Origin of the sequence: Planococcus wigleyi (assembly GCF_014836985.1) — a bacterium.
In the GTDB taxonomy this organism is placed as follows: domain Bacteria; phylum Bacillota; class Bacilli; order Bacillales_A; family Planococcaceae; genus Planococcus; species Planococcus notacanthi.
The window spans coordinates 57,751-65,221 of sequence record NZ_JACSPU010000009.1 but is presented as its reverse complement, the minus strand read 5'-3'; the positions used below and the strand labels follow the sequence as shown (position 1 = coordinate 65,221).

Here is a 7,471-nt window from a genome sequence, read left to right as displayed (position 1 = left end):
AAAAGCCGTTCTCGCGCCAAGGCGCTCGTGACGTCTTTTGTTGACGTTTTGCTGTTCAGTTTTCAAGGTTCAAGTTGTTTGCCGCCGTTTCGTTTATGTTGTTCGTTGTTGCTTGGCGACTTTTATTATATTAAAGCATGTTTAGAATCCTGTCAACACTTTCAGCAAAGTTTTTTGCAAAACCTGTTTTTTCCTCCTGTATTCTTCTGCAGAACAGGTGCCCTAATCCTCCCTAACCCTTAGAGCCGATTGGTTTCCGATGAAATTCAGGCCTTTTCAAAAGAAGAGAAAAATCATTCATCCACCATAAGAAAATCAGTGGACGAATGATTTTATTTTTTGGAAGCTGTCTGCGCTTGCGCTTTTCTTGCGGCACGCCGCTCTTCCAGTTTCTGTCGGTCAACATCCGATTGCGCATTGTATTTCGGCAATACCAGGAGCTGATAAGCATTTACTGCCAGGAACGGGAACAACAATAAAGTAACCCAACTGTCGATATTTCCTTCTTCCACCATCAATGCCGGAAGCCATTCGACCGTTGTAATGACGATCATGAAGAACAAGGCAGAAATAAACGTTTCTTTATTCGTCCATTTGGCTTTGAAGTAAGCTGTTACCACCGCTGTAAAGATCAAGATGGCCAATAAGCTTCCATACAGCCAAACCTGGCCAGTCGTTTCTGCGTTTGGCGCAAAGCGGAATAAAATCAAATCGGTAATGACTACTGCGATGATCAACAATTGAACCCAATTCCACAGGCGCAATGTCCGGAAAATATTCATCCCTATCTGGTGTACCGTCAAATATGCAAAGAAACACAATTGGCTGATGATGCTCATCGTCAGACCAATAATAACCAGCCAGACAAAGCCAGCTAAAAATTCGCCCCATTGGCCGGCGTTGAATGGTTGTGAAAATACATCATCCCAGCGGACGAACAAACCGAGCAATCCGGTTACCGCTCCACCAAGCAAAAGTGCTTTCAAAAAAAACTTAACCCAATTTCGTATTGTCAATTGAATGCCTCCGTTATTTAAAGTTCTTTTAAGATTGTACCAACCGGCTATAAAAAAATCCATTCGCCACACAGCTTAGATTGTGAACAAAGCTTGAAAGTCGGTTCTTTGTTACTGAATCGCCATATCCTATGGCCGAATCGGCAAAATAAAAGCCCGAGAGCTACCGAAAGCCCCCGGACTGTCCAAGCATTATTTTTTATCAGCGAATTGCTTAAGCACTTGGTTCGCGATATCTTCATAGATTTTCCCTGTTGGGTGGTCTGCCAAGTAAACTGACGGAGCGAAGTCTTCTTCATTCCAGTCAGGCTGACCCATTGGAATCTGCCCAAGCAACGGTGCCTGCAATTCTTCAGCAAGCTTTGGTCCGCCGCCTTGTCCGAATAAGTATTCTCTCTTACCGGTTTCTTTGCTTTCGAACCAGGACATGTTTTCGATGACACCCAGTACTTCGTGGTCAGTTTGAAGCGCCATTGCTCCGGCACGCGCTGCAACGAAGGCTGCAGTCGGGTGAGGTGTCGTAATGACGATTTCCTTGGAAGCCGGAAGCATCTGGTGGATATCGAGTGCGACGTCCCCTGTGCCAGGCGGAAGATCCAATAGAAGGTAATCCAAATCGCCCCATTCTACATCACGGAAGAATTGGTCAAGCACTTTCCCGAGCATCGGGCCACGCCAAACAACTGGCATATTGTCTTCTACGAAAAAGCCCATGGAGATGACTTTCACTCCGAAGCGTTCAACTGGAATAATCGTTTCGCCGCGCACGACCGGCGATTTATCGATCCCCATCATATCCGGTACACTGAATCCGTAGATATCTGCATCGATCAAGCCCACTTTTTTGCCAAGACGCGCTAATGCAATCGCCAAGTTAACCGATACTGTCGATTTACCGACGCCGCCTTTACCGCTGGCGATTGAAATGAATTCCACTTTGTTCAGTGGAGACAATAGATCCTGTGCTTCAGATTCACTTGCTGTTCCACGGAACTGAGCCAATGCTTCAGCAGGAAGTTCTTCAAAACGGATACCGACAGAACCGGCTCCCGCTCCTTTTAATACATCGACAACTTTCATCTGCAGCTGCATTTGTTCAGGCGTGTTGGTTTTGGCGATTGCCAATTTCACGCTGACGTGTTTTTTCTCTTCTTTGATCGTTACGGACGTGATGCCGTTCGTTTCAGTCAACGATCTATGTAAAAACGGATCTTCTAATGCTCCGAGTAATTCGCGTACTTGTACTTCAGTTACCATATCGATACACTCCCTATCAATTTTGCTCACCATAAAGTATAGCACAGCAAATCCTATTTTTAATGTATTCGGTCTTATCAGAAGGAATGAGTATGCCACTCCGCTCTCGCGAGGATGAAAACTCCGGCGCAGTGGCATTTCTCCTCTTTATTAATCAAGCTGAATACAGGCTTTGATCACGGATTGATGATCAGCATATCGTGGTCATCGTACGTAAAGTCCGGTCCCCATGCCACTTCCCAGTAATAGCCGTCAGGATCTGTGAAATACCCCGAATACCCTCCCCAGAAAACATCCTTCGGTTCTTTTACGACTTTCCCTCCAGCCCGTCTCGCCAGGTCCATCACTCTATCCACTTCTTCTTTGGACTTTGCATTATAAGCCAGCGTGATGCCTGAAAATCCGGTGCCTGCCGGCGGGTTCTGTTCATCGATATCTTTCGCTAACTCCTCTAATGGAAACAATTCCAGTTTCGAACCGGAAGAGTTGAAAAAGACAATTCCAGGATTGTCTCCTTTTTCTGCCGTTTCAAAGCCGAGCCCATCTCTGTAAAACTTAATCGATGTCTGCATATCTTTTACACCAAGGCAAATCAAATTGATTCGGTTCATTTCATCATTCCCCCTTATTTCCTTCTATTCTACCCGCCTACACCTCTATTTGACCATAAAAAAAGCACTCTCCGAATTTCTTCGGAAAGTGCTTTGTAAACGAAAATCGAAATTAACGTTTTGAGAACTGAGGTGCACGACGTGCTGATTTAAGACCTGGTTTCTTACGTTCTTTCATACGTGGGTCACGTGTTAACAACCCAGCAGATTTCAACGCAGGACGGAATGCAGGGTCTACAGTTAGTAGAGCACGTGCAATACCGTGACGGATTGCTCCGGCTTGGCCTGTGAATCCACCGCCATTTACGTTTACTAGGATGTCGTAGCTTCCTAGAGTATCCGTAGCAACTAGTGGCTGTTTGATGATTTGTTGCAATGTTTCGTAAGGAACGTAGTCCGCTACGTCACGTTTGTTGATTGTAATTGTGCCGTCACCCGGTACTAACCGTACGCGAGCTGTTGAGTTTTTACGACGACCTGTCCCAATATATTGAACTTGTGCCAAAGGTGTATCCTCCTCTAATTTACTAATTTATTATCCGCGAAGTTGGTAGTTTTCTGGTGTTTGTGCTTGGTGGTTATGTTCTGGGCCAGCATATACATGTAGCTTTCTGAACATTTGGCGTCCAAGAGAGTTCTTTGGAAGCATCCCTTTGATAGCCAATTCAAGCATTCTTGTTGGGTATTTCGTGCGCATTTCAAGTGCAGTACGCTGTTTCAATCCACCAGTGTATTGTGTGTGGCGGTAGTAGATTTTGTCAGTAAGTTTTTTACCTGTAAGGTGAATCTTTTCAGCGTTGATGATGATTACGTGATCACCAGTGTCAACGTTTGGTGTGAATGTTGGTTTGTATTTCCCGCGTAGGATTGAAGCGACTTCAGAAGCTAAACGTCCAAGAGTTTGCCCTTCTGCATCGACAACCAACCATTTACGCTCTACTTCGTGACCTTTAGCCATGAATGTTGTACGCATGTATATTGTCCTCCTAATAAATCGTCTGTTTTTAAAATCATTTTACAGTGTTCCGCTGTTCCGTTTTTTCGTTATCCCTAAACACAAATAACCTTCCGGGGCATATCGTGGGGGTAATGAAAATACCATACATCATGTTATAACGCCAGCGCTAAAAAGTCAAGGGTTTTTCTAAAAACACCAGGAAAAGTTGTTTCAGCTCTGATACATCACGGTTTCCAGGTAAAGACCATGTGCCGCAGCCGTTTTCCCGGCAGCGTCCCGGTCAGCCGCAGCCACGATTCCGCTGAGTTCTTCGGCCTTCCGTCTGCCCATGCCCACTTCAGTTAATGTACCTGCAATAATCCGGACCATGTTGTATAAAAAACCGGAACCTTCAATCACCATATGAAGCTCATTGCCGCGCTCTTCAAACTCCACACGCCAAATCGTCCGGACTTTATCAACCACCGCTGTGTTCGCCGCACAAAAGCTTGAAAAATCATGGGTGCCGATCAATGCCTGTGCAGCGGCCCTCATGGCATCGACATCAAGCGGCTGCTTGACATGGACCATGTAGTTGCGCGTGAACGGGCTGATGATCTGGCTGCGGTCCCATTTATAGCGGTAGGTCTTGCCGGTCGTATGGTAGCGCGCATGAAAAGATGCATCCACTTCTTCAATCGAGTTGACCCGGATATCTTCCGGCAACAGGACATTCAGCGCCCTCAGCCAGCCGCTCATCGGAATGGAAAATTCCGTATCAAAATGGATTACCTGGCCGGTCGCATGGACTTTGGCATCTGTCCGTCCGCTCGCCACCACTTGGGTGACTTTGCCTTTATGGATGGTTTTCAGCACCTTCATCAATTCCACTTGGACCGTACGTGAATCCGGCTGGATCTGATAGCCGGCAAAACCGGAGCCGTCATAGGCAATTGTCGCTTTTAATCGTTTCATAATTTCTCTCCTTATACCCGGAAATACCAAAGCATTCCCGCAAGCCCGGCCAGCACCAGCAAGCTCAGGCTGTCTTTAAAGCGCCAATCCAATTGGCGATAGCGCGTTCGGCCTTCGCCGCCTCGGTAACCCCGGACTTCCATCGCCGTAGCCAGGTCTTCCGCCCGTTTAAAGGCACTGACGAACAACGGGATCAACAAGGGCACAACCGCCTTGATGCGCTCTTTTACCGGCCCTGAGCCAATGTCTGAGCCTCTTGCCATCTGCGCCTTGAGGATCTTGCCCGTCTCATCCATCAAAGTCGGGATAAAGCGCAGAGAAATGGACATCATCAATGCCAGTTCATGAACCGGCAACTTGACGCGCTTGAATGGGCCAAGCAATACTTCAATGCCATCGGTGATGGAAATTGGTGAAGTCGTCAAGGTCAGGATGCTCGTAATGAACACCAAGACCAGGAAACGGATGGAAATGAATATCCCTTGCCGCAGCCCTTCTTCGTAAATCTCAATAAAACCGATATCCACTAACAAATCGCCTTCACGCGTAAAGAAAATATGCAGCAAAAAGGTAAAAATCAATAAAATAAAGACCGGTTTCAATCCGTTGATCAGGAAATAGAGACGAATTTTGGACAGGAACACCACCAGCAGCGTGAACCCGAGCAAAATACCGTACGTCACTGCGCTATTGGCAATAAAGACGATGGCGATGAACACGAAAACGAATAAAATCTTCGCTCGCGGATCCATCCGGTGGATAATCGAGTCCCCTGGAATAAAGCGGCCAAAAATCATTTTCTCCATCATTCGGAATCACGCCCTTCCGATAAAGCCAATGCGATGTTTTTCGCCAGCGCTTCTTCCGTCAGTGAAATGGCATCCAATGTGATGCCGGCTTTCTCTTCAAACTTCCGCTGCAGGCGGATGGTACGCGGCGGCTCCAGCCGGTAGTCCCGCAATTGCTCTTCATTCGAGAAGATCTCTGCAGGATCCCCTGTCACGACACAGCGGCCATCATGCATAATGGCTACAGTATCTGCGTAGCGCGCCGCATCTTCCATGCTGTGGGTCACCAGGACCGTTGTCAGTCCTTTTTGGATATGCAGCTGATGGAACAGGTCCATGATTTCACGACGGCCACGCGGATCAAGTCCAGCCGTCGGTTCATCAAGCACCAATACATCCGGTTCCATCGCCAACACTCCGGCAATTGCTACACGGCGCATTTGCCCGCCCGACAGATCGAACGGAGATTTCGCCAACACTTCTGAAGGCAAGCCAAGCTGTTCAACCAGTTCATGTGCCCGTCGGCTTGCTTCTTCTTCCGGTACGCCATAGTTCATCGGCCCGAACATGATGTCTTTCAACACCGTTTCATCGAACAATTGCTGTTCCGGAAATTGAAAGACAATCCCGACCTGCCGGCGCACATCTCGCAAATTCTTCGCCTTCACGCCAGCTTCGATTTTCCGCTCGCCGATCACGACGGACCCTTCTGTCGGCTTCAACAAAGCATTAAGATGCTGAAGGACCGTCGATTTGCCGGATCCGGTATGGCCGATGATGGCTGTATAGGAGCCTGAAGGGATATGCAGTGAGACATTAGTCAACGCCCGTTTTTCAAAAGGCGTATCTTTTGCATAACTGTATCCTACTTCCTTGAGTAAAATGTCCATAACTCATCCACCAATTCATCTTCTGTCATATGTTCTCCTTGAAGTTGGACTCCAGCTTCTTGAAGCAGATGCGTCATGCGCATCGAAAACGGCAAATCCAGGCCCAGCGTCGTCAGTTCATTGCCGGATAGGAATACTTCATCCGGTGTGCCTTCCAATTGCTTTTGCCCTGCGTTCATGACGAGGATGCGGTCAGCAAGTGCCGCCTCTTCCAAGTCATGCGTAATCGAGATAACCGTAAGGCCCGTCGCTTCCCGCAGTTCACGGATGGTTTCAATGACTTCCATCCGCCCCTGAGGATCAAGCATCGATGTCGCCTCATCCAAAATCAACAGACGCGGGCGCAGTGCAAGTGCACCGGCAATTGCCACACGCTGTTTTTGGCCACCCGACAAATGGTGGGGTTCGTGGTCAAGATAAGCTTCCATCTTTACTTGATGCAACGATTCTTTGACACGCAGCACCATTTCTTCATGCGGCACGCCATTGTTTTCCAAGGCAAATGCCACATCGTCCTGGACCGTGGCGCCAACAAACTGATTGTCCGGATTTTGAAAAACCATGCCCATCTGCGAACGGATATCCCACAGGCTTTCTTCGGCCATCAATTGCCCCATCGCCGAAACTTTCCCCGTCTGCGGAAACAATAAACCGTTCATCAATTTGGCGATTGTCGATTTCCCGGAACCGTTATGGCCCACCAAAGCGATCCATTCCCCGTCCTGTATCGAAAAAGATAAATCCTGCACGGCCGGTTTTACCGACGCGTCTTCTTGCGTATATGTAAATGTCACATTTTCGAATGACAATATAATCGAATTCATCTCAGCTGGCCTCCTCTGAAACTTGCTTAGCTCTTCTCTACTCTACTGGTTTTCAACAGCATTTGTAAAACGGTAAATAAATAAAAAAAGCGCGCACCTCATTCAGAGAAATGCGCTTTTCTGTCTCTATGGCTTCCCCGGTTGCTTAAGCCAGGGTTGAATGAGGTGCGTAG

At 47.5% G+C, this 7,471-nt stretch carries 9 protein-coding genes; all 9 read right to left on the bottom strand.

Annotated features, from left to right (window positions below; translation table 11 throughout):
• Window positions 1–332: 332 nt before the first annotated feature.
• Window positions 333–1,016, bottom strand: a complete 684-nt coding sequence (locus H9630_RS18200; protein WP_191716896.1) for a KinB-signaling pathway activation protein — start codon at window positions 1,014–1,016, stop codon at window positions 333–335.
• Between the two features lie 192 nt (window positions 1,017–1,208).
• Window positions 1,209–2,273: an Mrp/NBP35 family ATP-binding protein gene (locus H9630_RS18195; protein ID WP_191716895.1), complete on the bottom strand. Its 1,065-nt coding sequence runs from the start codon at window positions 2,271–2,273 to the stop codon at window positions 1,209–1,211.
• A gap of 176 nt (window positions 2,274–2,449) precedes the next feature.
• Window positions 2,450–2,884, bottom strand: a complete 435-nt coding sequence (locus tag H9630_RS18190) for a VOC family protein (protein ID WP_191716894.1) — start codon at window positions 2,882–2,884, stop codon at window positions 2,450–2,452.
• Window positions 2,885–2,996: 112 nt separating this feature from the next.
• Window positions 2,997–3,389, bottom strand: a complete 393-nt coding sequence (rpsI, locus tag H9630_RS18185) for a 30S ribosomal protein S9 (protein WP_058386707.1) — start codon at window positions 3,387–3,389, stop codon at window positions 2,997–2,999.
• Window positions 3,390–3,419: 30 nt separating this feature from the next.
• Window positions 3,420–3,857: a 50S ribosomal protein L13 gene (rplM, locus tag H9630_RS18180; RefSeq protein WP_191716893.1), complete on the bottom strand. Its 438-nt coding sequence runs from the start codon at window positions 3,855–3,857 to the stop codon at window positions 3,420–3,422.
• Window positions 3,858–4,052: 195 nt separating this feature from the next.
• Window positions 4,053–4,796: a tRNA pseudouridine(38-40) synthase TruA gene (gene truA, locus H9630_RS18175; protein WP_191716892.1), complete on the bottom strand. Its 744-nt coding sequence runs from the start codon at window positions 4,794–4,796 to the stop codon at window positions 4,053–4,055.
• 11 nt (window positions 4,797–4,807) lie between these two features.
• Window positions 4,808–5,605 carry an energy-coupling factor transporter transmembrane component T family protein gene (locus H9630_RS18170; RefSeq protein WP_191716891.1) on the bottom strand — a complete coding sequence of 266 codons (798 nt, stop codon included), beginning with the start codon at window positions 5,603–5,605 and terminating at the stop codon, window positions 4,808–4,810.
• Window positions 5,602–6,474: an energy-coupling factor ABC transporter ATP-binding protein gene (locus tag H9630_RS18165; RefSeq protein WP_191716890.1), complete on the bottom strand. Its 873-nt coding sequence runs from the start codon at window positions 6,472–6,474 to the stop codon at window positions 5,602–5,604. Before H9630_RS18165 ends, H9630_RS18170 begins: the two co-directional genes overlap by 4 nt.
• The gene (locus H9630_RS18160; RefSeq protein ID WP_191716889.1) at window positions 6,450–7,298 is read right to left on the bottom strand and encodes an energy-coupling factor ABC transporter ATP-binding protein; all 849 of its coding nucleotides are present in this window, start codon (window positions 7,296–7,298) and stop codon (window positions 6,450–6,452) included. Before H9630_RS18160 ends, H9630_RS18165 begins: the two co-directional genes overlap by 25 nt.
• Window positions 7,299–7,471 lie beyond the last annotated feature (173 nt).

Coding starts and splice junctions, on each gene's coding strand:
- H9630_RS18165 (WP_191716890.1), bottom strand. CDS start 6,474: ATGGACATTTTACTCAAGGAAGTAGGATACAGTTATGCAAAAGATACG.
- H9630_RS18190 (WP_191716894.1), bottom strand. CDS start 2,884: ATGAACCGAATCAATTTGATTTGCCTTGGTGTAAAAGATATGCAGACA.
- H9630_RS18195 (WP_191716895.1), bottom strand. CDS start 2,273: ATGGTAACTGAAGTACAAGTACGCGAATTACTCGGAGCATTAGAAGAT.
- truA (WP_191716892.1), bottom strand. CDS start 4,796: ATGAAACGATTAAAAGCGACAATTGCCTATGACGGCTCCGGTTTTGCC.
- H9630_RS18170 (WP_191716891.1), bottom strand. CDS start 5,605: ATGATGGAGAAAATGATTTTTGGCCGCTTTATTCCAGGGGACTCGATT.
- rplM (WP_191716893.1), bottom strand. CDS start 3,857: ATGCGTACAACATTCATGGCTAAAGGTCACGAAGTAGAGCGTAAATGG.
- H9630_RS18160 (WP_191716889.1), bottom strand. CDS start 7,298: ATGAATTCGATTATATTGTCATTCGAAAATGTGACATTTACATATACG.